At 59.9% G+C, this 1393-nt stretch carries 1 protein-coding gene and 1 pseudogene; one reads left to right on the top strand and one right to left on the bottom strand.

Features of this window, described 5'->3' with window-relative positions:
* Nucleotides 1-533: ATP-binding cassette domain-containing protein (locus BZK31_RS28070; protein WP_157900819.1), on the bottom strand; the 533-nt coding region annotated here is incomplete at its 3' end.
* A 204-nt stretch (nt 534-737) separates the two neighbouring features.
* Between BZK31_RS28070 and BZK31_RS28075 the strand changes: the two are divergent.
* Nucleotides 738-1393: pseudogene (locus tag BZK31_RS28075) on the top strand (lytic murein transglycosylase); the annotation flags it as partial.

Below are 1393 nucleotides of genomic sequence, written 5' to 3' on the forward strand. Positions count from 1 at the left end.
TCGAGCAGCAGCAGGTCCGGCTCGGAAACCAGAGCCTGTGCCAGCAGCACACGACGACGCCAGCCGCCCGACAGCTCGGCCAGGGTCTTGTCGGCGGGCAACTGAAGACGGCTGAGCGTGCTTTCGACCAGTTGCTGCAGACGCCAGCCATCGCGGGCTTCGAGATCCTGCTGCACGTGCATGAGCTTGTCGAGGTCTTCCTCGGTCACGCAGTTCTGCGCCAGATGGTGGTATTGGGCAAGCAAAGCGCCGACACCGTCCAGGCCTTCGGCAACCACGTCGAATACGGTCCGTCCGTCGGCTACCGGCAATTCCTGAGGCAACTCGCCGATCTTCAGACCGGGGGCACGCCAGACCGCGCCGTCATCAGGCTTCTGAACGCCTTTGACCAGCTTCAACATGCTGGATTTACCAGTACCGTTGCGGCCAATGATGCACACCCGCTCACCACGGGCGATCTGCCAGGACACCTTGTCCAATAACGGCATGGCGCCGAAAGCAAGGGACACATCGCTGAATTTGAGCAGGGTCATGAGCTTCTCCAAAAACCGGGCGCGCATTCTACCTGAGATAGCCGGTGGATGTCGGGATTCGTCACACAGAAGGTCGGCGCGAGTCCTTCTTTATAGCGGCTAATTATTTCGACATGAGTCAACCTTGTCGGCAGTGCTTTCACCATGAGCTGGCAAAAGGCTAAGCTAGCGACACTTTTCACGACTCATCTGCTCGGAAGTCTCATGCGCAGTCGTTTGTACAGCTTTCTATCGTGCCTGCTCCTCTCCGCCGCCGCCGTCCAGACTGCTCATGCGGTAGACATCACCCAACAACGCAAATACTACGACGAGGCAAAACGTGCGCTGGCCAAGGGCGACTCCGGTCCCTACCAAATGTACAGCACCGCACTCGCCGACTATCCACTCGAGCCGTATCTGGAATACGACGAGTTGACCGCGCGCCTGAAAACCGCGAGCAACGCCGAGATCGAGAAGTTTCTCGCCGAGCACGGTGACCTGCCGCAGGCCAACTGGATGAAACTGCGCTGGTTGCGCTGGCTGGCAGAGCGCGGCGACTGGCAGCCGTTCGTCAAGTATTACGACCCGAAGATGAATTTCGTCGAGCTCGACTGCCTGTACGGCCAGTACCAGTTGAACAACAACAAACGCGCCGAAGGTTATGCCAGCGCCGAAAAACTCTGGATGACCGGCAAGACCCTGCCCGCTGCCTGCGATGGTTTCTTCGCACAGTGGGCCGCGGCCGGCCAGTTGACCGAGCAGAAACGCTGGCAGCGCGCCAAGCTGGCGGCCCAGGCACGCAACTACAGCCTGGCCAACACGCTAGTCAACAGCCTCAATTCGCTGGCGCCTCAGGGCAAATTGCTGGTGGCCGTGGCGCA

Origin of the sequence: Pseudomonas floridensis, assembly GCF_002087235.1 — a bacterium.
In the GTDB taxonomy this organism is placed as follows: domain Bacteria; phylum Pseudomonadota; class Gammaproteobacteria; order Pseudomonadales; family Pseudomonadaceae; genus Aquipseudomonas; species Aquipseudomonas floridensis.